Origin of the sequence: Donghicola sp. (assembly GCF_025210255.1) — a bacterium.
Taxonomy (GTDB): Bacteria; Pseudomonadota; Alphaproteobacteria; order Rhodobacterales; family Rhodobacteraceae; genus Donghicola; species Donghicola eburneus.
In genome coordinates, this window is record NZ_JAOARZ010000023.1 from 47,998 (window position 1) to 73,199 (window position 25,202).

Sequence of the window (25,202 nt, forward strand, 5' to 3'; positions counted from 1 at the left end):
ATCGCCAATCACATAAACTCGATAGAGTCCAAAATATCGCTGGTATAGAAAGCGCCGCCCGAGATAACGACAACACCGGTGTCTTCTCCGTTCAGAGTGGTCCGTAAAATCAGATTCATGTTGTTTGAATTGACACTATATGTGAATTCGGTGCCTTCATCAAAAACCAGTCGGTCGATATCTCCAATGCGCTCATTGAAGTTCCCAGAGATATTGTCGCGACCATAGCTCTCATCGCCCTTGAGTCGGAAGTCAAAGGTGTCGGTTGTTTTTCGCGACGAAGCACGAATGGTATCGTCCCCCGCTCCACCGTGTAGCAAGCCGCGACCATAGATGTTGTCGTTACCTTCGTCTCCGAACAAACGGTTATTACCTTTTGTGTCGTAGATTTCATCATTGCCCTCTCCTCCGGACACGCGGTCGTTTCCGCGGCCTCCTGCAAGGTAGGCGTCGTCGCCGCCTGCGCCAAAGATCTTGTCGCGACCGCCCTGACCATCAATGTTATCGGCGCCATCTCCCCCGCGAATGACGTCTCGACCACCGCCTAACCGGACGAGCGTCATTCCGTCACCAAGCAAAACTTTGTCATTTCCCGAACCACTGTTGACACTTGTGTCTTCATTCCTGGCGCGCAAATCAATGACGTCGTTGCCTTCAAAGCTAAAGAGGGTAATGCCATCCTGTAAAAAGGTAGAACCAGGCTTTGCGATGTAACGATCATTGCCTTCGGTCAAAACCTGGTAACCTGGGTCCTCTGCATCACCATCCAGAATAAATCGGAAGGTCTCGCCTGCGAGAAAATCGGCGATCGCCGTGTCATCCCCGGAATCATAGGCATCAATGGCTGGCTCTAGCGTTTCCATGTCCCACTGAAGACCCTTCCAAACCTGAAATTTTTCACCTTCATAAAAGAAAGTAATCTTCTTCACCGTGTAATCTGTCATCTCGCCGCTAGAGAACGTAAAGGACCCTTGGATCTTCGCGAACATATTCAGTCCGTTATGCTCGATGCGAAGGATTTTGGCGCTTGCACCCGTGATATTTGAATCACCCACGAGTATGTCTTCGAGGTGAGGGCCGCCAAAGTATGCTCTTTGATCCCATCCGATGACGGTTGGTGTACGTCCAAAATTAATGATTGTGGGCATCGCGCATGTCCATGGTAGATGGGGTATCGTTTTCGCTTAAAGAAACTACTCTCTTTGCGATGTGTTTGACAACGGTAGCCTGGGCAAAGAGTGCAGGCTATGGCTGCGTTTCTCTTACATGACTTTCGAGATTGGTGGCCCGCTTTTTTAAAGCTCTGGCATTTCCATGGCGCAGGGCACCAATTGTATTGCGGGTTCCGTTTTGCCTGACTTCATCGTTTCGAATGTCAGATCGAGCAGAGCTTGAACGTCCTGCCGTACCATCCCGACGTTTTGTGGAAGTAATGCACCAAAGGGGTCCCAGTCGAAAGTCCCGTAGCGAATTTCGGCCGCGCGTTCGGGCAGAAGGGATTGCAGCCAGAACACCACGCCTTCGAGCGTGATGGTCGAGTTCACAAATATTCCATGGGGAACGCGCTCGATCGCAGCCAGTGTTTGGCGCGCCTTTTCGGGGGCGTACCCTTCGGTGATCATCAGAGCATCGGGTACCGTGATGCCGTGTTCAGCATGCGCCTCTAGGAACCCGCGACGACGTTCCTGGGTGTTGTGGTCGTCTTTGCGGCCACCGATAAACAGCAGCGGCTCAGACACGCCGTAATCCCTTTTGCAGGCCTCCAGAATGACCCGTGTCAGGTCGCGGGCGGCTGTGAAGTTATCCGATAGGATCGAGGGCGCCTTGGTCCCGGGCAAGTCGAGGTTCAGCGTCTTTACCCCAGCCGCTTGGCAGAGATCAGAAATCTGATCCGGGTCCGTCGCGCCAGTGCAGATCAGGTAGTCCACCTGATAGCTCAACATCTCGCGGGCGGCTGACAATTCCAGTGCCGGATCACGTTGGGTGCAGGTGATTACGGGAAATAAACCGGCGGCGCGGGCGCGGGTCTCGAACTCTTCGGCCATCGCGCCGAAGAAGCGGTTGTCGTATTTCGGTAGGATCATTCCCACGATATTCGACCGTTCACGCCGCAGCACGCTCGCCTGAATGTTCACCGTGTAGCCGTTTTCTTGCGCAGCCTTGAGCACTTTGTCAGCGAGTTTCTGGCTGATTCGACGTTTTTTCCACGATCCATTCAACACAGAGCTGACGGCAGTGGGGGACGTTCCAACAAGTTCTGCCAAGTCGTAAATCGTTGGCCTCTTTGAAGAATTCTTGTCGGTCACGTCGCTGCTCTTTCTTTGGTTGCGAGTATATTGACAGGCTTCGAATTCGCTGGCAATCATGCTCCATCGGTTGAGCAATTTCTAAACAACGTGCTCAACCGAAAGAGCGACCTTGAGGAGGGTTGTGGGAGGGTAAACGGTGCACAGGCGCTCCGGCCTCGCGTTTTGCGAGCCTGATAAGTGCTGCCGGACATCTTCTCCATCGCAGGGCCGCACCAATATGGAGGAGATAAAATGACTTATAAATTGATGCTTACCGCGACCGTTGCCGCTTTGACTGCTACCGTTGCCGCCGCCGAGTCCGCCACCGTTGCGTTCCTGATGCCCGACCAAGCGTCCACCCGTTACGAGCAGCACGACTTCCCCGGATTCAAAGCGTCCATGGACCAGCTGTGCCCCGATTGCACCGTGATCTACCAGAACGCCAACGCCGACGTGGCTCTGCAACAACAGCAGTTCAACTCGGTGATCGCGCAGGGCGCAAAAGTCATCGTTCTGGACCCCGTGGACAGTTCGGCTGCGGCGGCCTTGGTTCAGATAGCCCATTCGCAGGACGTCAAAGTCATCGCCTATGACCGACCGATCCCCGACATGCCCGCTGATTTCTACGTCTCCTTCGATAACGAAGGGATTGGCCGCGCGATTGCTCAGTCGCTGGTTGATCACCTGAAAGCCACCGGCGTTGCCGATGGCGAAGGCGTTCTGCAGATCAACGGCTCGCCTACCGATGCGGCGGCTGGCCTGATCCGCGACGGCATCGACTCTGCGCTGGACAATTCGGCCTATAAAACCCTGTCCGAGTTCGACACCCCCGATTGGGCCCCGCCCAAAGCGCAGGAATGGGCCGCTGGTCAGATCACCCGCTTTGGTAGTGAAATCAAAGGCATCGTGGCCGCGAATGACGGCACTGCAGGTGGCGCAATTGCCGCGATGAAGGCTGCTGGGGTTGACCCGCTGCCCCCCGTCACGGGCAACGACGCGACCATCGCGGCGCTTCAGCTGATCATCGCAGGGGATCAGTACAACACCATCTCGAAGCCTTCGGAAATCGTGGCCGAAGCGGCGGCCAAAGTCGCCATGACCCTGATCGAAGGCGGCACGCCCGAGCCGACGACCACGCTCTACGACACACCTTCGCAGCTGTTCGTGCCCGCCGTGGTGACCCAAGAAAACATCAAGGCAGAGATCTTTGATGCGGGCATTCAGACCGCAGCCGAAGTGTGCACGGGTGAGTATGCGGCCGCCTGCGCCGAACTGGGTATCGAGTAACGCATCCGGCGGGGGCGGCATCACCTGCCCCTGCCACCCTTGGGGAGGAGAGGACCAATGAACAAAGGCGATCTGATCCTGAAACTGCGTGGCGTGTCCAAGCAGTTCGGTGCCGTTACGGCGCTACAGGATATCGAGCTCGACGTCCACGCGGGCGAGGTTGTGGCTCTTGTGGGCGACAACGGAGCAGGGAAATCCACCCTGATCAAAGTTTTGGCGGGGGTCCACCAGCCCACCGCAGGCACCATCGAATGGTGCGGGCAACCTGTTTCGCTGGACAGCCCCGGCACTGCTTTGGAACTGGGAATTGCGACCGTCTTTCAGGATCTCGCGCTGTGCGAGAATCTAGATGTGGTGTCGAATCTTTTTCTTGGACACGAAATAGACCCGTGGTCCTTGGACGAAGTTCAGATGGAAGTCCGCGCTTGGACGCTGCTGCAGGAACTCGCCGCGCGCATTCCATCGGTTCGTGAACCCATCGCGTCGCTCTCAGGGGGGCAGCGCCAGACCGTGGCCATCGCCCGCTCGCTGCTCTTGGACCCCAAGATCATCATGCTGGACGAACCCACCGCCGCTCTGGGTGTCGCTCAGACTGCCGAGGTTTTGAACCTGATCGAGCGTGTGCGCGACCGAGGCCACGGGGTCATTTTGATTTCCCACAACATGGAGGACGTCCGCGCCGTCGCAGACCGTATTGTCGTGCTGCGTCTGGGACAGAACAACGGCGTCTTTACCAACGAAACATCCCATCAGGAATTGGTGGCCGCGATCACGGGGGCGGCTGAAAACAGCGTCTCCAAGCGTATGGCCCGCAAGCAAGAGGAGGCCAGCGCATGAGCGACGCATCCCAACAACTCGACCGCGCGGACAGCCGTGTCCGTCACGACGAAGGCATCGCTGGCGCCCTGCGCGCCCTCATCGACCGTGTCCGTTCCGGCGATCTGGGTATGCTGCCAGTCATCGTCGGCCTGATCGTTATTTCAGTCGTCTTTTCTACGCTGAATCCGGTGTTCTTGGCCCCGAACAACCTCGTGAACCTGCTATTTGATGCCGCCGCGATTGGCCTGATTTCGCTTGGTGTGGTTTGTGTGCTGCTGCTGGGGGAGATTGACCTGTCCATCGGCTCCATGAGCGGGCTTTCTTCGGCTCTGGTCGGTGTCCTCTGGGTCAATTCCGGCGTGCCGATGATCGTGGCGGTATTCGGTGCGGTGCTCGCTGGTGCTTTGGTGGGTCTGCTCTACGGCTTCCTGCGCAACAAGTTCGAGATGCCGTCGTTTGTCGCGACCCTTGCGGGCCTGCTGGCCCTCTTGGGGATGCAGCTTTACCTCTTGGGGTCTACCGGTTCGATCAACTTGCCCTACACCTCGGCGCTGGTGAAGTTCGGGCAGATCCTGATCATGCCCGACTGGGTATCCTATCTGGCGGCGATCTTGCCCGGTGTTTTGATGGTCTTCTTCGGCCTTAAAACCATGGCCCGCCGCCGCGAAGCCAACTTGTCCAGCGCGGGCCGCTCGGTCCTGTTTGCCAAGGCTGGACTGCTGACTGCGGGCCTCCTGTTCTGCGTCTACTACCTGAACCTCGGACGCGGTGTGCCGTGGATGTTCGGAGCGTTTACCCTGTTTGTGATCGCGCTGGACTACGCCCTGCGCCGTACCAAATGGGGCCGCTCCATGTTCGCCGTGGGTGGCAACGCCGAGGCCGCGCGCCGCTCTGGCATCAGCGTCCAGAAAATCCGTCTATCGGCCTTTGCCCTGTGTTCTTCGCTGGCAGCATTGGGCGGTGTCTTCGCGGCTTCCCGTCTGGCGTCGGCCAGTCAACAAGCAGGCACCGGTGACGTGAACCTGAACGCCATCGCGGCAGCGGTCATCGGCGGCACCAGCCTGTTCGGCGGTCGCGGGTCGGCTTGGTCGGCTCTGCTGGGGGTGATCGTGATCCAAGCGATCTCCAACGGTTTGACCCTGCTGAACCTGTCGTCTTCGCTGCGCTACATGATCACCGGTGCCGTTCTGGCCATCGCCGTGATCGTTGACAGCCTTGCCCGCCGCTCTCGTGCCCGCCACGGCCGTGCCTAAGGAACCGCTTCATGACCAAATTGGAAAACAAAACCGCGGCCATCACCGGCGCTGCCTCTGGCATCGGTCTGGCCTGCGCCAAAGCTCTTCTGAACGAAGGTGCCAAAGTCGTCCTGATTGACCGCGACGCTGAGAAACTACAGACGCTCTGCGATGAACTCGGCCCGAACGCCCACCCGTTGGTGCTGGATCTTTTCGACGGTCCGGCGGTTAGCGCCATGGTCCCGCAAATCGAAGCGCTGGTGGGGCCGCTCGACATCTTCCATGCGAATGCCGGCTCTTATGTCGGCGGCGCAGCGGCCGAAGGGAATCCGGACGAGTGGGACCGGATGCTGAACCTCAACATCAATGCGGCCTTTCGCTGTGTGAACGCAGTCCTCCCGGGCATGATCGCACGCAAAGGCGGGGATGTGGTGTTCACCTCTTCGGTCGCCGGTGTCGTCCCTGTGGTGTGGGAGCCGATCTACACTGCTTCCAAATTCGCGGTTCAGGCATTCCTGCATTCCACCCGCCGCCAAGTCGCGCCCCACGGGGTGCGCATGGGCGCGGTGCTGCCGGGCCCCGTGGTGACGGCGCTGTTGGACGATTGGCCTAAGGAAAAGATGGACGAAGCGCTGGCCAACGGATCCCTCATGCAGCCCGAAGAGGTCGCGGACGCTCTGGTCTTTATGCTGACCCGTCCCAAAGGCATCGTGGTCCGCGATCTGGTGCTGCTGCCCAACAGCGTGGATCTGTGACATGGCATGTGTGATCGGGATCGACGTGGGCACCGGCAGCGCGCGGGCGGGGGTCTTTGACCTCTCTGGCGCGATGCTGGGGTCTGGCAAATGCGCCATCGCCCTGCACAAGGGCGCGGGCGGCATCGTTGAGCAATCCAGCGAGGATATCTGGAACGCGGTCTGCGATGCGGTGAAATCGGCGGTGGCTGCAGCAGGCGTGGACCCCGCCAGCGTGCGCGGGATCGGTTTCGACGCGACCTGTTCGCTGGTCATCTTGGGGCAGGACGGTGCGCCGCTGCCCGTTGCCGAGGACCGTAATATCATCGTCTGGATGGACCACCGTGCTTTGGATCAAGCCGAGCGGATCAACGCCATAGGTCACGATGTGCTGTCCTATGTGGGCGGCCGCATCTCGCCGGAAATGGAGACGCCCAAGCTCTTATGGCTGAAGGAAAACATGCCCGATCTCTACGCGCAGGCGTGGCAGTTCATGGACCTGACCGACTTCCTGACATGGCGGGCGTCGGGTGACCTGGCGCGGTCGATCTGCACTGTGACCTGTAAGTGGACCTATCTGGGCCACGAAGGGCGCTGGGACGAGAGCTATTTCCGTGCGATCGGGCTTGGCGATTTGGCGGATCAGGGGTTCGAACGGATCGGCACGAATGTTGTTGAAGCTGGCACGCCCTTGGGCACGGGCCTGACCGATCAGGCTGCCGCTGATATGGGGCTGCCCGCTGGCATCCCCGTTGGCGCAGGCCTGATCGATGCACATGCTGGCGGGATCGGTTCGGTGTGTGACGCGCCCCAAGATCGCTTGGCCTATGTGTTCGGAACGTCGTCTTGTACAATGACCAGCACGACGGAGCCGGCTTTCGTTCCCGGCGTTTGGGGGCCTTATTTCAGCGCAATGGTACCCGGTCTTTGGCTGAACGAAGGCGGTCAGTCCGCTGCCGGAGCCGCTATTGATGAGCTGATCTTGCACCATCCATTCGCACCAGAGGCCCAAAGCTTGGCGGAAAGCGCAGGTCTCTCTTTGCCCGATTGGCTGGCTGAGCAGGCTGCAGGGCGTGATGTCCTGCGGACGGTCAAAGGTTTGCATGTGGTGCCCGAACCCATCGGTAATCGCGCGCCTCATGCGGATCCGAATACCCGTGCCGTGATCAGCGGAATTGGGATGGATCGGAGCAAAGATAGCCTCGTGGCGCTTTATCTCTCCAGCCTTTGCGGACTGGGATACGGGTTGAGGCAGATTATTGAAGCCCAAGCGCGTACAGGCACTCACGTCAAAGAGATTGTGATTAGCGGCGGGGCAGGGCGGTCCGCCTTGGTGCGTCAGGTTCTGGCGGATACCACTGGCTTGACTGTTTCGGCGCCGCGAGCGGAAGAAACAGTTTTGCTAGGCTCTGCAATCCTAGGCGCGGTCGCGGGTAAACTCTGCGACAGCGTCACGGACGGCATGACGCAAATGTCCGGACTAGGCGACGTGTATCTCCCCGATCCGACAGCTGTTGCGCGCCACAACGCGCGGTTTTCCGTATACCAAGATTTGCAAGCCAGTGCGCGGCGCGCAGTCGACGTCTGATAAAAAATATGGGGGCGACTGTGCCCCCACAACTCTTTCAGAAACCGATTAGTGTTTCCCCATCGGCATTTCTGTTGTTGCAGAATTAGAGTGCGAAGTCCGATAGCTCTTTGCCGCTTTCGAGTTCGTGGACGAGCCACTTTGGTTTGCGGCCCATGCCCGTCCATGTCAGGCTTTCGTTTTCGGGATGTTGGAATTTTGGCGGCAGAACAGATTGCTTCGGTTTCGGAGCGTCGAGAAGCTCTCCTAGCGTAAATCCCAATTCCTTGGCCTGAGCTTCCAGACGTTCGCGTGCCTCGCGGCGGCGACGATCATCAAAAGTGGCAATCGCCTTTTCAACATCTTTGTGGAGTTTCTTGAGTTCTTTCAGAGACATGTCGTCTAGGTTCATGAGAAACCTCTTACTATTTGAAATTAAACCTTGGAGTGACAAGGATAGTTACAATGGCAAGCCATTTTGGCTTGGCGCACATCCCCTTCGAGAAGTTGGGGGCGTGAATTGATTCAGGGCATTCGAATTGCTGTCGGTTAATCGCAGCGCGTTTTTATCTAAGTTGTTGTCTTGATGATATTTATTTACTTGGTGCCACTGTATTTGTGAAAATAATATCATAATGGAATTAGTATATCTTCCCCGCCTTAGATTACTATTTATCTAATCGAATGGTTAAATTGTTTATTATGTAATTGTATTCGCAATCAAGAGAAAACAAGTGCGCGAAAATCTTTCGTGTGATGTCGCCAAAATTCTGCTCCACGTGGGCTGTGCCTGTTGTCTATGTCGGTGAGGCGGATCGCAGCGCTATTTTCTCAAGAAACGCAGGGAAAAATGGAAAAACCGCACCCGGAATGGATGCGGCTTCGCAAGGTCAAATTTTGAGCGGTCGTGCGTTCTTTTCTACTGAATGAGCACCAGATCAGCGGGTACACTTTTCTCTCGAACCGTGCGGCCGTTGGGCAGGTCATTGCCTTCTAGCTTTTGCAAGATCTCTGCCTCTGTGAGGTCGAAATATTCCCACCGGCTTTTTAGGCGCTGAGTTAGGATTTCTTCGGGAACATCGATCATTACTTTCAGATCGAAAAGCGGATGCAAGTTGGACCAAGGTTGATCGTCAAGCAGCAAATAGTTGCCCTCAACCAGAATGACCGAGGCCGTTGGATCAATCAGCCGCGCAGAGCCGCGTGAAATCTCGAGGGCGCGGTCGAACACAGGCACCGCGACAGTCTCGTCCCGCGCCTTCAAACGTTGCAGAACCGATCGCAACCCGCCCACGTCAAAGGTATCCGGTGCGCCCTTCCAAGGGCGACGACCCATCTTATGGAGGACAGAGTCGTCGTAGTGAAAGCCATCCATTGGCAGAATGGCGGTCTGCCTGGGTGCATCTCGTTCCAGCTGCGCCCACAGGGTTTCGACCGTCGTGCTCTTGCCAGAACCTGGCGCGCCGGCAACGGCGACGAAACAGCGATCTCCGCCAACGAGCTGAAGGACCTGCGCGTGCAGGTCCTCCATCGTGATGTGCGTGCTCATTAAATCAGGCGGTACTGCGCAGCTTTGTTGCGCAGGAAGGGCAGGCCCTTGGACATGACTTCCTCGTGGTCTTTGGCGACGGGACGCCACACCGCGAGGCCGAAACCGATCTCGGGGGGCATGTTGATGAAGCTTTCCATTGCGAGACCCCCTTTGAAGTCGATCGCCTTGAGCGTCGCAAAGATCTCGTCCCAGTCGCAGCAGCCTTCGCCGGGGGTGCCACGGTCGCTCTCGCTCAGGTGGATGTACTTCAGATAGTCGCGGCAATCGAGAATGCCGTTGGCAGCGCCCTTTTCCTCGATATTCATGTGGTAGGTGTCGAGGTGGACAAAGATGTTGTCCGAACCCACACGCTCGATCATTTCGCGGGCTTGCCAGCCGGTGTTGATCAGGTGGTTCTCATAGCGGTTCACTGGCTCGATCCCGAACAGGAGGCCGACCTCTTTGGCATAGCGAGACGAGGCGTCCAAAACCTTGGCGATGTTATCGTATTCCGCTTGGGTGGGCCACGATCCGGTGCGCTGACCTATCCCGCCAAAGGTCACGCCGGACAGAGCCTCGGCCCCGCAGGCTTTGGTTTTGTCGATCGCGAGACGCAGGTAGTCGATCGCTCCTTCGGGGTTAACCGAGGCCCACATCTCTTCGGGCAGACCCAAAGAGCAGACGGCACGCAGGTTGTTCTGCTCCAGCAGGCCCGCGGTATGCGCGGTGTCGATCTGAGCGGGTTGCAGCATTGGGATTTCGATGAAATCCACTCCATACTGGGTTGCCCCGGCGACGGCCCGTTCGGCCCCTTCGCGGTCCCAATTCATGGTCCACATGCTGGTGTGTACGCCAAAGCCTTCCATTTAAATGTCCTTTCGGGAGAAGAAGTTGACCATCTGTCGGATTTGGTCGGATCGCAGAACCATGACGGCGATCAGGAACAGGCCCCAGACGGCAGTTGCAAGATGTTGATTGGCGCCGATCAGGTTCAGGCCGGATGAAAGGACCTGAAGAATAATCAGCGCAAGGATGACAGGGGCCACGCGTCCATGCCCGCCAAAGGGGTCGATCCCCCCAAGGAAACAGGCCAGCACTGTGATTAGCAGCATCGCCTCGCCGTGACCCACGCGGACCGAGTTGAAACGCGCGGCCATCAGGATGCCCGCGATGGCGCAGAGCAGGCCCGATAGGGTGTAGATCAGAACCAGCGTGCGTTTCGCGTTCAGGCCCGCGTATTCGGTCGCCTTCATGTTCGATCCGGTCATATAGACCGAAAACCCATGTGGCGTCCGGCGCAACAGAACGTGCCAACCAAAGGCGATCAGGCCGAACAGGATCAGCGGGACAGGAATGCCTGCCAACTCGCCGTGACCAAGAACGCGCATATAGTCGGGAAAGCCAGAGATGTCGCCACCACGGGTCAGGAACTCACCGAGGCCGCGCAAGAAGATCATCATCGCCAAAGATACAAGGATCGGGTGCGCGCCAACGTAGGCGACTACAGCGCCCATAACGGCTCCTGCAATCGCACCGACAATTATCGCCAGAACGCCGCCGAGGATAAAGGCTCCGATCCCCGCCTCAGCCCCGCCGAACTGCATGATGGTCCATGCCAGCGTCAGCCCGCAGATGTTCGCGGTGTAGACAATCGCCAAGTTCAGACCGCCCGACAGAATAGGAGCGAGCATGGCCAAGGTCAGCAGACCTAGTAGAGGCATCTGAAAGCCCATGGACCCCAGATTGGCTCCGGTCAGGAAGCGCGGCGACGCGAACGAGAAGACCAGGACCAACACCGCCAGCATGAGCAAAAGGCCCGTGTTTTCGCCTCCCGCGCCGGATTTGAGCTGCGAAAGGCGCTTTGTCAGAGCGGTCATGAGCGGACCTCCTTATTGCGTAGGACTTGGCTGAGGTCGATATTCGAGGTGGAGATCGCGATCAGGATGGCCGCGCCGATGATCATCTGGAATGCAAAAGGCGAAACACCCAGCAAGTTCAAACCGTTCTGTGTGATGGCCACGAACATGACACCCAAGACGCAGCCCAGAATGGTGCCTTTGCCCCCACCCAGACGCGCTCCGCCAAGGACGACTGCGGCCAAGACGTCGAGTTCACGGCCATAAAGGGCGTTCGGCACGACCTCTTTCACTATGTTGACCTGACACAGGCCCGCGATCCCGGCCATTAGACCCATCCAGCCAAAGGCGACGCCTTGCATGATGGCGATGTTTACGCCGGCGCGGCGGGCGCCTTCTGGGTTGTCGCCAAATGCGTAGAGCTGCCGGCCAATATTGGTACGCCGGATCAATGCCCATGTGGCGACCACGCAGCCGATCATCACAGCAACGGATAGGGTGAGTTCGGACCAGACGCCTTGGGCATTCTCGTGCTCGAAGATAAAAATGCGCGCGGTCCACCAATCCGGCAGGTTGTAGATATTCCGCCCTCCGGAAAAGAACATGAGCAGTCCAAAGAAGGCATTGAAGGTAGCGATCGTCACTACGATCGAGATGATGCGAAAACCGTGGATCAGCCAGGCGTTCAAAAGACCAAGGAGGATGCCGAGCGAGCCGCAAAACAGAAAGCCAAGCAGCCAGTTGCCGCCGCCGACTGCCATCAACATCTTGGCCGCGACGTATTGCACGACGGACGAGGCCACCGCGAAAGAGATGTCGATCCCGCCCGCGATCAGTACCACCAAAAGGCCTACGGCCCAGATCAGGTTCACCGCGCTGTTGTTCAGCAGGCTGGTGGCGTTGGGCAGGGTGGCAAATTGCGGCGCGGCTATAGACAGGCCCACACATATCAGAGCCAACACGACCGCCAGGCGCACTTCGATGGTGTAGGATTTCATGAGGTCACGCATAGATCCGTTCCTCCAGTTGCGGCACCGAGATGGTGCGCGGGTCGTATTCCTGCTGGATGCAGCCGTCGGCCATGTGCAGGATGCGGTCCGAGTTGTGCATGACCTCGGTCACTTCGTCCGAGATTAGCAGGATCGCCAAACCTTCGTCTGCCAGTTGTCGCACAATGCGGAAAATCCCCGCGCGCGCACCCACGTCGACGCCCACCGTCGGACTGTCGAGGATCAAGAGCTTGGGATCGGTCGCGAGCCATTTTGCCAAGACGACTTTTTGCTGGTTGCCACCTGACAACGTCGAGATCGGGTCCTCGGGCGCGCCAATTTTGACCCCGAGTTCCTTGATCCAGTGCCGGACCAATTTGGCCTTGCGGGATTCAGAGATCAGCCCTGTTGCGCTGGTTAACTTGCGCAGCACGGAGATGACGGTGTTGTCGGCAATGGATTGCTTCTGCAGCAACCCCAGCGACAGACGGTCTTCGGAGACGTAGGCCATGCCCTGCTCAATCGCGGCACGGACCGATTTCGGACGGTAAATCGCTCCGTTAAGCTGCATGTCCCCGCCATCGGCGCGGCGCATACCCATCATCACGTGGGCCAGTTCTGTACGGCCGGCGCCGATCAAGCCTGTCAGCCCAACGACTTCGCCTGCTCTGATGGTCAGATCAACGTCGTGGAACTCGCCATGACGCGACAGGCCGTGGGCCTGAAATGCAATGGGGGCGTCTGGCAGATCTCGGGCGGACACCTCGTTCTCAATATGGTGGCCGGTCATCAACTCGCCCAAGCGGGCCTGTGTCATGCCTTCGGTCGGGTAGACGCCAACCAGATTGCCGTCGCGAACCACGGTCACACGTTCAGCGATCTCCAGCACTTCGGCCAATCGATGGCTGACAAAAACAATCGCGACCCCCTCGGCGCTGAGTTTGCGGACGATATCCAGCAGGCGATCGGTTTCGGATTGGGTCAGGGACGCAGTCGGTTCGTCCATGAAAATCAGTTTGGCGTCGTTCATCAGCGCGCGGGCGATGGCCACGACCTGCCGCTGTGCGATGGGCAAGCTGTGCAAAGGGGCGCCAAGCTCCATCTTCACGCCGAGCCGCTCCAGCACTTTGCCCGCACGGGTGGTCATCTCGCCATAGCGGACCGACTTGGGGCGCAGGCCCACCAGATCGTCAAACGCGATGTTTTCGGCTACGGACATATGGGGGAACAGCGCCAAATCTTGCCAGATCACCGACACGCCCAATTCACGGGCTTGCACGGGCGTGATCCGATCAATGCGCTGTCCAAACAATTCAACTAACTCGGCACTTTCAGGTCGGTGAACGCCAGTCACCACCTTGATCAAGGTGGACTTGCCGCAGCCATTTTCACCGGCCAGACAATGGACCTCACCGGCGCGGACCTCGAAATCGACCTTGTTCAGCGCTTGCACGCCGCCAAAGGCCTTGGATACCTTGTGAAGACGCAGCGCAAAGCGCTCTGCCGAAGCAGTTGTCATAACGCACCTCTAGGGAAAAATAGGGGGTGCGGGCGCGCCACTCACTTACGCGCCCGCAGGGTCTGTGGCGATAATTACAGGCCTTTTTCGGCCAGTTCGTCCACAGTGTCTTTGTTAATTTCGAGCAGGTTGTCGGTGATGATATCACGCGCTTCGACGTCAGGCTGGACAACACCCAGACCCGGAATGTCAGCACCAGCTTCGACGGTTTCGCCATTGGCCAGCATGTTGCCAAGGGTCACGAACACTTCGCCTGCTTGCGCTGGGTTCCACATGTAGCCACCGGTTAGAACGCCCGAGTGGATCATCTTGCGGCCCTGACCCGGCGAGAACGGACCCATAACGTGGATGTCGCCCGTCTTTCGGCGCTCTTCCACCGCACGGCCTGCACCGATGGGGCCTTGGCTACCAAATGCGAGGAAGCCCTTTAGGTCAGGGTTCGCTGCGATCAGGTCCAGCGCGGTCGAGCGGCTGTCATCAACGTTTTCAGCAACGCCGTAACGGTCGCCGACAATCTCCAGATCGGGGCGGTTTTCTTCCATCCAAGCGATTGCGGCATCCGCCCAAGCGTTGTGAAGCGGTACAGTCAGCGAGCCAACGTAAACTGCGTATTTGCCGCTTTCGGAAACCTTGTCTGACAAAAGCTGTGCGTGCGCCTCGCCAAAGCCGTCGGCCGACGCCAGTTCGAAGTTCCAGTCCACGTTCTCAAGACCAGGACCTTCGTGCGAGATGACGACGATGCCTGCGTCGCGGGCTTTCTTCAGGACAGGCTCCAGCGCCGCTTCGTCGTTGGGAACGACGCCAATCACGTCAACGCCCTTGGCGATCAGGTCTTCGATGGCTTGAACCTGCAGGGCAGGGTCTGCGGACACCGGACCAATCATCTCTGCCTCTACGCCCAATTCGTCGGCGCGGCGCTTGATGCCATCTTCCATTGCATTGAACCACGGGATGCCGCCAATTTTGACAACAATACCCATGCTTGTCTCTGCGAATGACGCAGATGCAAAGCCTACGGTCAGGGCGAGCGCGCTCACCAAGCCAGTGAATTTCTTCATAGTATCCTCCCTCCGCACGCCACACGCGCACGATCGCAAAAATGCTGTGCAACTTTTGCACAACCGATTGTGCTATTTGCGGTAAAAAAATCCACAACGTCTCCTCGCGTCGTGGTTTTCTATCGATCCGCCTTGCACAATCGATGTTGCAAAGCATTTCCCCTTTCGTGCATGTTGTCAACCAATTCTTCGAAACTGTTCGCAGGGAGCTGAGGGCGGATGTCAAACAAGCAAAAAGAGACGATCTACGACATCGCTGCAAAAGCAGGCGCCTCTGCATCTACTGTCAGTGCGGCGCTGAATGGCACATGGAAGAAGCGTCGGATCTCTCAGAAAACAGCTGAGCGCATCATCAAAATTGCAAGAGAACAAGGCTACACGACGAATAACCAAGCACGCGCTCTGCGCACGTCGCGGTCCGGTTTGGTCGCTTTGTTGGTGCCTGAGTACAACCGTTTCTTCTCGAACATCGCGCAGACATTCTCCCAAGAAGTGCGTGCGCGAAATCTCTGTCCAGTGATTATCTCAACCGAGCGCGACCCAGAAGAAGAGCGCCACGTGGTCTCTGATTTAACAAATTGGCAGATTGATTCTGTTTTCTTCGTCGGCAGCGTCGCGCCTGATGATTTAAGCCGCCAGTGCCAAGATGCTGCGATCCCCCACGTCTTTCTCGACCAACCCTGTGCCTTGGCGCCGTCGGTGGTTACCGACAACAGGGCAGGGGCACGGATGCTGACAGAGCAAATCCTGGCATCTCTCACGCCCCAAAGTGGCGAAGGTTTACGAGATCAAATCTATTTTCTGGGTGGGGACCGTACACTCCCTTCGACCTACAACCGGATTGAGGGGTTTTCTGATGCGATGCGCGCGCAAGACGTAGCGCTGCACGCCTCTCAGATTATCGCAGAGACCTACAACAAGGATGCTGCGACCCGCGCGATTGAGTCGCTGTACGAAGAGCTTGGTGGTCTGCCGCGGGGGCTGTTCATCAACTCTGACTCCGTTTTCGAAGGCACAATGCGCTTTGTCGCGGGCTTGCCCGAAGCGGAGCTTCGAGCCTGCGCCTTTGGTTGCTTCGACTACGAACCCTTCGGACAACTCTTGCGTTTTCCGGTCCATATGGTCCGCCAGCGCCACCGGACGTTGGTTGAGCGTGCCTTCTGGCTGCTTGAGAACAACAGCCCACCTGTCCTGGAGCAAGTCGTGCCAGAGTTATATCCAGCAGAGTTTTGAGACATCTGGCACACTAAGAGCCAAGGGACGGTTCGTTTAGGTCTCGGCATTAAAATCGAAACGAGCGATTAGCATTACTCTAGGGAATCTAGGACAGTAAGGTATTATAATTATTTGCGAAATTAGGTTCCCAGCTTAGGTTCTCTGGCATTTTCCTTCAGCATGACCCGCTTTTGCTCTCTTTTGGACTCTTGCCAGAGCGATAGGCTCGTTCCACAGTAAGGATGTGCCGATCCATCGGTTTTGTCAGTTCAGCTTGTTTTCCACGTCCTCATAACAAGCAAAACTATGGCAACATCCTTCGCAGCCTTCATCTCAATCGACGGTAAAGACAAGCTGGGGGCTGATGCGTTCTCGGGACGAGAGCAGATATCGAACTTGCCGGAATACGAGGTCGAGCTGTCTGAAGTGACGGCCAAGATCACGGATTACATTGGCAAACCCGCCGAGATCTCTTTGCCTCCTGCGATAAACGCTGCCGGAGTAGAGCCGCGGACCTTTGCCGGCATAGTGACGGATGTCGAACTTTTAACCGACACGGGCAATGCTCTGGCAGAGCGTCAGCGCGCTCGGCTGATCGTTCGGCCCTTTCTGATCTTGCTTGCTTACAGCAGTGCGAGCGTCATCTACCAGAATAAATCCAGCGTCGATATTCTGAAGGACGTGCTGGAGCGGAACGGGATGAAGCGCGCGACACTCTCGGTCACCGCAACCCCGCCAAAGCGCGCGACATGTATCCAATATAACGAGAATGACCTGAGCTTTGTAGAACGGCTCTTGGCCGAGGATGGACTGGTTTACTATTTTCATGATGGGTCGGCAGCGGCGACCATGCTTGTGCATGACACTGCCAAACCTTTTCCGTCGAACAAGAACGGCGAGATCGAACTGACCGACGCGGCAAACGCGGATCCCAAACTTTTTCAGGCCCATCGTTTGGGATTGGGACGGCAGATCGTGACAGGGAAGGTCAGTCTGACCAGTTATGACGCTGCCAAGGCCGCGCAGGCCCTCGGCGGGCCGACAGACTCTACCGAGACCAAGATGACCGGAACGCCGTCTGTTGTGGAATACCGGGCCGAGCGCGGGGATGGTGTGAAAACGGATGCCAAGACATTCGCCCGTCAAATTCAGGGGTCTGAAAGCCGCTTGGCTGGTAACACGGATCATCCTGCTCTGTTCTTGGGTCAAGCGCTAAAGCTGTCCAAAGTCGCGGATGCTGACATGAAGGGCAGCTATGTGGTCAGCCATCTGGAGTTTGCCGCGAGTGGCAACGGACTTAGCACCTCGTTTCGCGCCGCGCCGAAAGAGGCGCCTTACCTGCCGCCCTATTTACCCAAGCCACTCATCGCGGGGGTTCACAACGCGCTGGTTGTGGGTGGGAATGATGGCGAGGTCGCCTGTGATGCGGAGGGCCGCGTGAAGGTGAAATTCTTTTGGGATCAGAGCATGGAAACCAAGGACACCACGGGATGGATCAGCGTCGCAGAGACCTATGCGGGAAAGGGCTATGGTGGGCAGTTTACGCCGCGGGTCGGACATGAAGTGCTGGTGTCATTCCTGCATGGCGATCCTGATTGCCCGGTGATCACGGGCCAGATTTACAACGCTAAGAACAAGCCCCCCTTCGCCAAGGCGAACACCACGCAGACCGGCTATTCCACCAAACTGAAGGGCAAGCCGAACGAGCTGATCTTTGACGATTTGCAGGACAAAGAGAAACTGACGCTGAATGCGGCCAAGGATTATGAACTTACGGTTCAGGATACGGCCACGACCACGGTGACCAAGGACGAAAAGACCACGATCAAAGGCGAAGCCACGCGCAAAGTCGAGAAGTCTTGGGACGTGGATATTACCAAAGACCTGACGATCGACGCGCAAAACATCACTTTGACGGGGAAGAGCAAGATCACGCTCAAGGTCGGCGGAAGCTCGATTGAACTGTCCTCTTCCGGCATCACAATCAAAGGCAGCAAGCTGACGCTTGATAGCACGCAATTGACCGCCAAAGGCTCTGCCAAATTCGCGATTTCGGGGGCACAAGGAGAGGTGAAGGCCACAGGCCCGCTGAACTTGAAAGGCGCGCAACTGAATGCCGAAGCATCAGTGATGGCAAAGCTCAAAGGGTCTGCAATGGCCTCAGTCGAGGGGGGCGGGATGACCCAGATTAAGGGCGCTCTGGTCAAGGTGAACTGAGGTGACGGTGATGAAAAAAATCCCCTTTGAGACCTGCGGAGACATCTTGAGCCGCTTTGAACTCTCAGAGGAAGGCGCGGCCATCATCACACCAGAGATGACACCGGCCGACGGGGTTTCTGCTCTGAGTACATCCGAAACCATTTTTGATCTGATCAACTTCTTTGCCCACGCTTTGCCCCCCCGAGAGGGCCTGTGTTGGGCATTGTCTTTATTGGCGAGCGCACCAAGGACGTCGCCCGATACTATCAGTGCGCAGAACACGGTGCGGGCTTGGATCGACGAGCCGACAGAGCGTGCGCGCCGGCGGTGTGGTGACCTAGCCGAGGCCATTGGGACCGAAGACCCTTTCGGCTGGCTTTGCAATGCGGTGTTCTGGAACGGCTCTGGGAGCATCGTCACACCTGATCTGCCTGTGGTGTTGCCGCAGCCCTACCTACACGCCAAAGCTCTGCTTGGCGCAGTAGGGTTATTGGCGCCTTTGGAGGATGACGAGCGGGCGGCTTTTGTTGAGCGCGTACGTGAGACGGGTCACGCAGTGGCGGACGGTGCGTGGCCCTGCTTAGAGGAGGGGCGCTGATGCTGGCTGCGCGCGTTGGGGACATGACGGTTTGTCCGATGGTCACGGGGGTCGTACCCCATGTGGGCGGCCCAATTTCGTTGTTTGCGACGCCCATGGTTTTGATCGCGAACGTGCCTGTGGCTGGGGTCGGTAGCATGTGTACCTGCGTTGGCCCACCTGCAACAATCGTGAAAGGCAGCGCGACAGTTCTGGCTGGTGGAAAGCCGGTTGCCCGCATGGGCGACACCACGGCGCATGGTGGGACCGTAGTTTTGGGCTGTCCAACCGTTCTGGTGGGCGGTTAGGCACAAATCTTCAGGTAGAATAAACGGAATGTGAAAGTTCTGTTAAGAAAACCGTCTCGTCCCATTCTAATGATCGCGATTCCTATCCGTATGGATAAGCGTAACCATCCTTGACATGATCACAGATGCGAGAGTTTACTTGGGGTAAGCTCGAATTCCGCAGGTGCATCGTTCGCACCCCGATAGAGTTAAAATAGTATGATTTAGTTGGTTGCCCGTGTGACAAAATCCAACGGAGTAGCCGATGAACATGCTGTTTTTCAAAGAGTTCTATTTGAAAGTATTGCTATCGGCATGGCTCGTTGTGGCGGCAATGTTGGCGATGCAGTTCAGCCTAAACATCCTTAAATTCAAGTCACTGGTGGGGCAGGCGACAGCCTCTCAAATGCAGGTCGTTGGTTCGACGATCGAGGCTAATGTCATGCGTGCCGAACAGGTCGGGCTGGCCATCGACGAGATCGTGGGACTACAATCCTTGATTGAGCGAGAGGCCGAAAAAGATCAGACAATATCGCGCATAATTGTCGTGTCACCTGTGGGTCAGCCGTTGGTGCAATCCGGCGCCGAGGGACTGCCCGAGGAGGATCGCGAAGCTGTTTTGCGGCGCGTTTTCTCGGTGCAGGAGCAAGAGAGCGCGATTGATCGCGGGGCGTGGATTTACTCTGGTCGAACCTTGTTGGACTCCTCTGGCATCGTAATGGGTGCAGTGATCCTGATGGCGCCGACAGGTGTAACCCAAGCGGCCACGGCAGCTGTTCGTGAAAATCTCATTTCCAACTATGGACTGATCTTCGTGCTCGTCGCCGCCACGCTGATCCCCCTGATCGTCTACCTCTTTCGTGATGTGGGGTCGATCTTTGGACTGCTGGGGACGGCACCAACCCGCGGCAGCGTGGAGCAAGAATACGTCGGCGAAGCGAGCGAATTGGCCACCAGCCTCAGCATTGGAAACGCGCTGTATGAGCAAGCCGAAGCCGAATTGGACGCGAGCCATGGAGGCGTGAAATGAGCAAAGCCCCCACTGGTCTCGACGCCAGCCTTGGGCGTCGCCTTTTCCTCGCGACAGCACTTTCAATGCTGGTCGCGGCAGCGCTCAGTGTGCTGACGACGATTACCCAGTACGAAGATCAGCTCCAGCCCTTTATTCTTGCCAAAACCGAAAGCGTCGCGCTGAAGGTCCGAAACGATGTCGAGTATGCGTTGTCCATCGGCGTCCCGTTCGACAAGCTGCGCGGGGTCGACAAGTTCGTTGCTGACCTTACCGAGGTGCATCCCGAACTCAGCAAGATTGAGGTCCTGACGGGTCCAGCAAGCGCTGTGTCTTCGAAGACGTTTGCCGAGGATGGCGGATTTGCAGCTAATCTGTCGCGCGGGCTGGCTGCGATCGTGGCGATCGCGACGGGGCAAACCACAGGCGCAGGGTTCGCGAGCGCCGAGATCATGTCCGAAGGCCAAGCGGTTGGCCACGTTATCGCACATACCAACCCCGCCTTTGTGGTCGAGCAGATGCAGAGCGTCTTCTTCGACTCGATCGTGATCCTGATGGCGGTCACCTTGGTCGCGGTCGAGATTGTGGTTGTGCTGACTGGTTTCAGTATCACTGAACCTTTGCGGAAAGTGGAAAAGGCGATCAGCCTGCGGGCGAGGGGCGATCTGGGGGTCTACGAGAATTCGTCCCGCGACACCCTGCCGAAACGCTTTGTCGATCAGCTGAATGCTATGAATACAGCGCTGGCAGAGCAGGTTGCGGGCCTGCGTCGTGCTGGCGTGCGGGCCGTAGACCAAATCGCAGAACGCTATAGCCTCGACCGACGCGATGCTCCGTCCGAAGCGACTATCATCGACGCGCGCATCCCGCTGTTTGTCTTCTGCGTGGCCGAGGAGTTGCAGAAATCCTTCCTTCCGCTTTTTGTGGCGGAATATTATCAGCCTTCGGATTTCTTTGACAAAAACATCATGGTTGGCCTGCCGATCTCGTGCTTCATGTTCGTGATCGCGGCGATCACGCCCTTTGCAGGCGGGCTGGTTGACAGGTTCGGCAACCGTCGTCTGTTCCTGTTGGGGCTGCTGCCTGCGCTGGCGGGGTACGTGGGATGCTATCTGGCGCGCAGTGCAGACGATATCGTTATCGCGCGGTCCATCACGGCCATCGGTTACGCGATCATTACTATCAGCGCCCAAAGCTACATCGCCGCCATCCTGACCAAAGAAAACCGCGCCAAGGGCATGGCTATATTCGTCGGCGTGCTAATGGCCGCCACCATGTGCGGCACCGCGATTGGCGGCATTCTCGCGGATTGGTTGGGATATAAATCGGTGTTCCTCGTGTCGATCGGGTTGGCGTCGCTGGCCGGTCTCTTGGGGTTCATGATGCTCAGCCGCGATGTGGGTGTCGCGCAGGGCGGCAAGAAACCTGCAGGCGCGGGCAGCGCGATTGCCAGCCTGATCCAGAACAGCCGCTTTGTCCTGATCGTCCTATTCTGCGCCATTCCGGCGAAGATCATTCTGACCGGTTTCCTCTATCTATTTGTACCCATCTATCTGGCCAGCCTAGAGGCATCGCAGTCCGAAATTGGCCGGATCATGATGCTGTATTCGCTCATCATCATCCCCGTCAGCCCCCTAGCGTCGTCGTTCGCGGATCGCGTGAACCGCAATCTGGCCATCGTGATTGGCGCGACCATCATGTCGGGGATCGTGCTGCTGGGACTGTACCAGAGTGCCTCCGTGGCGGCTGTGCTGGCGGTAGTGGCGGCTTTGGGGGTGGTCCATGCCTTTATCAAAGCGCCGCTGATTGTCGCCGCGATGGAAGCTGCAGAACAAAGCCCGGACATCACCCGAACAAGCGCCCTGAGCCTCTTGCGCACGTCAGAGCGGATCGGAAGCGTGGCTGGCCCCGTTCTTGTCGCTGCGATGCTCGTGCGATTGGATTACCAGACCACGGCAGCCGTCCTCGGGGTTGCCATCGCTGCGATTGGTCTCGTGATGGCCTTGATCTCTCTCTTTGGGTCCAAAGGGGAGGTGGCAGATGCGTAAACTGGTCACCGCGCTTCTGATGACCTTAGCGGCCCCCGCCGCGGCAGAGTTCACCACAGATAATCCTGCGCGGATCGACATGGTGGTCTGGCGCGGTTGCGAAGAAGCGTGCGAAGGCTTTCGTCGGTTCTTTTCCGACCGCGATTTGCCGGTTGAGGTCAACGTGATCGACGTTGCCAAGGACAAATCGATCCTGCGCGATATACGCGATCAACTGAACGCCTCGCCCCCCGATCTCGCTGTAACATGGGGCACCAGCGTCACCACTGGGATCTTGGGCAAACGTGAAGAATTCGGGACCGGCAGTGCGCTGGGGCAGACCCCGGCGCTGTTCATGATCGTCGCAGATCCCGTTCGCTCTGATGTGGTCGAGAGCTATGAAAAGAGTGGCCGTGATATGATCACCGGGGTACGCAATCGTGTGCCAGAGGAAACGCAGATTGCGCTTCTCAAGTCCTACTTCGCGCCAAAACGGATTGGGGTAATCAATGATCCGACCGAGTCAAACTCTGCCCTGAATACCGAAGTGTTAACCAATCTCGGACCGAATGGAGGGTTCGAGGTCATCGCTCTCGAATACTCTCTGAATGAAGAGAACAAGGCCGATCCCGCTGAGATTCCCAGACTGATGGCAGAGTTGCGCGCCCAAGGCGCGGATGCCGTCTATGTCGGCTCCAGCAGCTTCAATCTGGAGAACCGCGACGCTTTTACCGCGGCTGCGATTGATCAGGGCCTGCCGGTATTCACCGCTTATGCGCAGATGGTGCAGGACAGTGACGCCCTGATGGCCGTCGCCAACGCCTATGCCAACGTTGGCAAACTGGCCGCCGCCCAAGCCCGAAAAATTCTCCTCGACGGGGCCAATCCCGCCGAGATGCCCATTGCTTCGCTCGACCGGTTCTCGGTGTTCATCAACGCCGACACCGCCGCAGCGCTCGATCTTTATCCGCCAATTCAACTGATCAACATCGCCGAGGTTGTCAAAGAAGACTGACATCACGGTGTCCGTTCGGTTCTGGGGAGAAACCACATATGGACGCATTGAAGGACAACATTTCTGACGACGCGCCGTTCGGGATTTACCTGAAGGGCGACCGTGCGGCCTATCGCGCCCTGCGGAACGCCTTCAACGGTGGACAAACTGCCTATCGTGCTCTGTCGGAAACTGCGGAATCCCTCCAAGATCGTGATCTACAGGCCGCAGACGTCGAGGCGTGGGGCCGTCTCGAAGAAGAAGCCGGTCAGTGCCTGCGCGAGAAGTCCAAAGATCTGGAGATTTTTTGCTGGTACGTGGCGTCCCGAATGCATCTCAAAGACCCGCTAGCCAACACCGCCGCCGCGCTAGGGGCTATGACAGATCTGGTCGAGGGCAGTTGGGACGGCCTGCACCCCATCCCGCCGGATGCAAAGCTGAAAGCAGATGATGATGCGGGCCGCAAGAAAGAGATCGATAGCGGCAAACTGCGCATTTTCTTGCAGCTTGTAGGCGAAGTGCCAGGGGGCGGGTTGCTGAGCCTGCCGCTGACAAACTTACCTCTCTTTGGGGATTGCACCTACGGCCAGATGATCTCTGCGGAAAAGGGCGAAGGCATTGCGAGCCTGAGCGGCGACATAACCGCAGCTGTTGGCAATGACAGCGACGGTTTGACCGCACGGATTGTCGCGCTGCAAGAGATGCGGTCGGTGGCTGAACGCTTGAATGCTGCTCTGCGTACGGTGGCGGGGACTTGCGGGGAAAACCCTGTGCCTGTGGTCCACCTGACCAAACAGATCGACGACATCCTGCGGCTCTTGCAACAACTGACCGATGGGACAGGCTTTGTCTGGCCCGGTTCTGAAGCCGCCGAAGAAGAGGCTCCTGCTAAAGAGATAGATGAAGTTCTGACGACTGGGGCCACGCCTGCACAGCCAGCGGCGCCTGTGGGTGGCGGCTTTGCCATCAGCGCAGGCACGCCCAATGATCGCGAGGCGGCGCTGGACGCGCTGGCCGAACTCGCCCGGTATTTCCGCAAGACCGAACCTCAATCCCCCATTCATCTGATGCTCGACCGTGCCGTGCGCTGGGGCCGCATGTCGATTGTCGAGCTGTATAGCGAACTCCTTGGCGAGGGCAGCGACAGCTTCAACCGCATGGCCGTGATGACCGGTGTCGAAAGTTTTCAGTATTCGGGCCAGTCGGGGCGCCCCAAGCCTGCCTCCCGAGCCGACCTGCCTGAATTGTCCCGTTACGATGCGCCGCCGCAGGTCACCCCGCCGCCCGCACCGGATCCTGTCATTGCACCGGAACCGGCGCCGGACCCTGACCCGCCTGCGGCTCAGGACATGCCCGCTGCCACAGCGCCAGACGACCCCCAAACCGAAGAACCGACCGACCTGCCAATGCGCAGCTTCGAGTGGTGACCCTGACAACTGAACGATCCAACTAACGAGGTAAGACATGGCTATCTACATGAAGCTCGATAAGCTCGACACAATCGCAGGGGCGGCGACCGTCCCCGATGTGGGCGGCAAGAAAGGCCTGATGGCCATCGATAATGTCCAATTCGGGGCGGGCCGTCCCATTGGCATCGTGGTCGGATCGTCGACCCATGCGGAAACAGGACAGGTCGATCTGTCGGATATCAGCGTGGCGCGCACCTGTGATGGGGCCTCGCCCTTTATCCAAACCTTCTTTTTCCAGCCCGGAGGCAACGGCCGGACCATTGATTTCGTCATCACCAAAGCCGACCGCAAAGGCGCGGGTATGGTCCCTTCGATGATCATTACCCTCGAGGAAGCGCGCCTGACCAGCTACTCGCTGTCGGCTTCTAGCTCGCAGCCCTCCGAAAGCTATTCCATCGCGTACACCTCGCTCGCCATCGCTCATTACAACGAAGAGGACAACGGCGAGATCAAGAAGGGTGACACCATCAAGTTCGATCTGGCCACGGCCAAGCTCGTCTCGGCAGCCAAGCTGCCCTAATCGACCCAGCAGGAGACTAACC

The 25,202-nt window shown here is 57.8% G+C and carries 23 protein-coding genes; 14 read left to right on the plus strand and 9 right to left on the minus strand.

The annotated features are described in order from the left end of the window. Nucleotides 1-8: 8 nt before the first annotated feature. Together N4A58_RS10590 and N4A58_RS10595 are read right to left on the minus strand one after the other, a co-directional pair. Complete coding sequence (locus N4A58_RS10590; RefSeq protein WP_293709401.1) at nt 9-1,148, minus strand: calcium-binding protein; 1,140 nt, start codon at nt 1,146-1,148, stop codon at nt 9-11. 147 nt (nt 1,149-1,295) lie between these two features. After that, nucleotides 1,296-2,306 carry a LacI family DNA-binding transcriptional regulator gene (locus N4A58_RS10595; RefSeq protein ID WP_293709403.1) on the minus strand — a complete coding sequence of 337 codons (1,011 nt, stop codon included), beginning with the start codon at nt 2,304-2,306 and terminating at the stop codon, nt 1,296-1,298. A 234-nt stretch (nt 2,307-2,540) separates the two neighbouring features. On the opposite strand from N4A58_RS10595, the gene N4A58_RS10600 reads away from it, so the two are divergent. The 5 genes from N4A58_RS10600 to N4A58_RS10620 are packed head-to-tail and all read left to right on the plus strand — an operon-like array spanning nt 2,541 to nt 7,951. Beyond that, nucleotides 2,541-3,575 (plus strand): sugar ABC transporter substrate-binding protein, encoded by a 1,035-nt coding sequence (locus N4A58_RS10600; RefSeq protein WP_293709405.1) that lies wholly within the window; start codon nt 2,541-2,543, stop codon nt 3,573-3,575. A gap of 57 nt (nt 3,576-3,632) precedes the next feature. Further along, nucleotides 3,633-4,412, plus strand: coding sequence for an ATP-binding cassette domain-containing protein (locus N4A58_RS10605; RefSeq protein WP_293709407.1), 780 nt, complete (start codon nt 3,633-3,635; stop codon nt 4,410-4,412). Then, the gene (locus N4A58_RS10610; protein ID WP_293709409.1) at nt 4,409-5,647 is read left to right on the plus strand and encodes a sugar ABC transporter permease; all 1,239 of its coding nucleotides are present in this window, start codon (nt 4,409-4,411) and stop codon (nt 5,645-5,647) included. Before N4A58_RS10605 ends, N4A58_RS10610 begins: the two co-directional genes overlap by 4 nt. Before the next feature lie 11 nt (nt 5,648-5,658). After that, entirely contained in the window at nt 5,659-6,384 is a 726-nt protein-coding gene (locus tag N4A58_RS10615; protein ID WP_293709411.1) for an SDR family oxidoreductase, read from the plus strand. Nucleotide 6,385: 1 nt separating this feature from the next. Then, nucleotides 6,386-7,951 carry an FGGY-family carbohydrate kinase gene (locus N4A58_RS10620; protein WP_293709413.1) on the plus strand — a complete coding sequence of 522 codons (1,566 nt, stop codon included), beginning with the start codon at nt 6,386-6,388 and terminating at the stop codon, nt 7,949-7,951. An 85-nt stretch (nt 7,952-8,036) separates the two neighbouring features. Here N4A58_RS10620 and N4A58_RS10625 read toward each other — a convergent pair whose 3' ends face one another. The 7 genes from N4A58_RS10625 to N4A58_RS10655 all read right to left on the minus strand — a co-directional run bounded on the left by N4A58_RS10625 (nt 8,037) and on the right by N4A58_RS10655 (nt 14,883). Further along, nucleotides 8,037-8,342 (minus strand): H-NS histone family protein, encoded by a 306-nt coding sequence (locus N4A58_RS10625; protein WP_092465068.1) that lies wholly within the window; start codon nt 8,340-8,342, stop codon nt 8,037-8,039. Between the two features lie 507 nt (nt 8,343-8,849). After that, nucleotides 8,850-9,479 (minus strand): nucleoside/nucleotide kinase family protein, encoded by a 630-nt coding sequence (locus N4A58_RS10630; RefSeq protein WP_293709417.1) that lies wholly within the window; start codon nt 9,477-9,479, stop codon nt 8,850-8,852. Next, nucleotides 9,479-10,327, minus strand: coding sequence for a sugar phosphate isomerase/epimerase (locus tag N4A58_RS10635; protein ID WP_293709419.1), 849 nt, complete (start codon nt 10,325-10,327; stop codon nt 9,479-9,481). The genes N4A58_RS10630 and N4A58_RS10635 overlap by 1 nt, the downstream gene beginning before the upstream one ends. Further along, nucleotides 10,328-11,338 carry an ABC transporter permease gene (locus N4A58_RS10640; RefSeq protein ID WP_293709421.1) on the minus strand — a complete coding sequence of 337 codons (1,011 nt, stop codon included), beginning with the start codon at nt 11,336-11,338 and terminating at the stop codon, nt 10,328-10,330. It abuts the gene before it with no gap. Beyond that, nucleotides 11,335-12,327, minus strand: a complete 993-nt coding sequence (locus N4A58_RS10645; protein WP_293709423.1) for an ABC transporter permease — start codon at nt 12,325-12,327, stop codon at nt 11,335-11,337. Before N4A58_RS10645 ends, N4A58_RS10640 begins: the two co-directional genes overlap by 4 nt. Continuing rightward, nucleotides 12,320-13,825, minus strand: a complete 1,506-nt coding sequence (locus N4A58_RS10650) for a sugar ABC transporter ATP-binding protein (RefSeq protein ID WP_293709425.1) — start codon at nt 13,823-13,825, stop codon at nt 12,320-12,322. The genes N4A58_RS10645 and N4A58_RS10650 overlap by 8 nt, the downstream gene beginning before the upstream one ends. A gap of 74 nt (nt 13,826-13,899) precedes the next feature. Further along, nucleotides 13,900-14,883: a substrate-binding domain-containing protein gene (locus N4A58_RS10655; RefSeq protein ID WP_293709427.1), complete on the minus strand. Its 984-nt coding sequence runs from the start codon at nt 14,881-14,883 to the stop codon at nt 13,900-13,902. A 219-nt stretch (nt 14,884-15,102) separates the two neighbouring features. Between N4A58_RS10655 and N4A58_RS10660 the strand changes: the two genes are divergently transcribed. The 9 genes from N4A58_RS10660 to N4A58_RS10700 all read left to right on the plus strand — a co-directional run bounded on the left by N4A58_RS10660 (nt 15,103) and on the right by N4A58_RS10700 (nt 25,180). Then, the gene (locus N4A58_RS10660) at nt 15,103-16,116 is read left to right on the plus strand and encodes a LacI family DNA-binding transcriptional regulator (protein WP_293709429.1); all 1,014 of its coding nucleotides are present in this window, start codon (nt 15,103-15,105) and stop codon (nt 16,114-16,116) included. 288 nt (nt 16,117-16,404) lie between these two features. Further along, nucleotides 16,405-18,315: a type VI secretion system Vgr family protein gene (locus tag N4A58_RS10665; RefSeq protein ID WP_293709431.1), complete on the plus strand. Its 1,911-nt coding sequence runs from the start codon at nt 16,405-16,407 to the stop codon at nt 18,313-18,315. A gap of 10 nt (nt 18,316-18,325) precedes the next feature. After that, the gene (locus N4A58_RS10670) at nt 18,326-18,895 is read left to right on the plus strand and encodes a hypothetical protein (protein WP_293709433.1); all 570 of its coding nucleotides are present in this window, start codon (nt 18,326-18,328) and stop codon (nt 18,893-18,895) included. Further along, nucleotides 18,895-19,182, plus strand: coding sequence for a PAAR domain-containing protein (locus N4A58_RS10675; RefSeq protein WP_293709435.1), 288 nt, complete (start codon nt 18,895-18,897; stop codon nt 19,180-19,182). Before N4A58_RS10670 ends, N4A58_RS10675 begins: the two co-directional genes overlap by 1 nt. A 244-nt stretch (nt 19,183-19,426) precedes the next feature. Continuing rightward, entirely contained in the window at nt 19,427-20,191 is a 765-nt protein-coding gene (locus N4A58_RS10680) for a hypothetical protein (protein ID WP_293709437.1), read from the plus strand. Then, complete coding sequence (locus tag N4A58_RS10685; RefSeq protein WP_293709439.1) at nt 20,188-22,218, plus strand: MFS transporter; 2,031 nt, start codon at nt 20,188-20,190, stop codon at nt 22,216-22,218. Before N4A58_RS10680 ends, N4A58_RS10685 begins: the two co-directional genes overlap by 4 nt. Continuing rightward, a complete protein-coding gene (locus N4A58_RS10690; protein ID WP_293709441.1) occupies nt 22,211-23,212 on the plus strand; it encodes an ABC transporter substrate-binding protein in 1,002 nt (333 codons plus the stop codon). Before N4A58_RS10685 ends, N4A58_RS10690 begins: the two co-directional genes overlap by 8 nt. A gap of 38 nt (nt 23,213-23,250) precedes the next feature. Next, complete coding sequence (locus N4A58_RS10695; RefSeq protein WP_293709443.1) at nt 23,251-24,618, plus strand: type VI secretion system ImpA family N-terminal domain-containing protein; 1,368 nt, start codon at nt 23,251-23,253, stop codon at nt 24,616-24,618. 37 nt (nt 24,619-24,655) lie between these two features. Next, nucleotides 24,656-25,180, plus strand: coding sequence for a type VI secretion system tube protein Hcp (locus tag N4A58_RS10700; protein ID WP_293709444.1), 525 nt, complete (start codon nt 24,656-24,658; stop codon nt 25,178-25,180). The last annotated feature ends 22 nt before the right edge of the window (nt 25,181-25,202 follow it).